Below are 286 nucleotides of genomic sequence, written 5' to 3'. Positions count from 1 at the left end.
CTACTATGCCGGCGACCCACCTTATTTTGCCTCGAAACTTGGTTGGTGGCGGCCTCTTTCGCCGCGCTTCATGCGCCAGCAAAAGCTCGAATCGATGATCTTTGCTCCTGGCAACGCGGTGCAGATCATTGCGCTCAGTGAACACCAGGCAGCGCTTTACCGCGATTTCTGGCGGACGGAGGAATCGCGCATTCACGTCGTCGGACCGACGCTCGATCCGAAACGCTACAGGCCGGAGCTGCTGAGCGGCGGCCGCATTGAAATTCGCGATCGTTTTGGGCTCCCC

At 59.4% G+C, this 286-nt stretch carries 1 pseudogene; it reads left to right on the top strand.

Annotated elements, in window-relative coordinates:
* Positions 1–286 (top strand): annotated as a pseudogene (locus tag EN852_RS41570) (hypothetical protein); the annotation flags it as partial.

Origin of the sequence: Mesorhizobium sp. M2E.F.Ca.ET.209.01.1.1 (genome assembly GCF_004010375.2) — a bacterium.
GTDB lineage: Bacteria > Pseudomonadota > Alphaproteobacteria > Rhizobiales > Rhizobiaceae > Mesorhizobium.
Note: the sequence above shows the minus strand (reverse complement) of the source record. Positions and strands in the feature narration are given on the sequence as shown.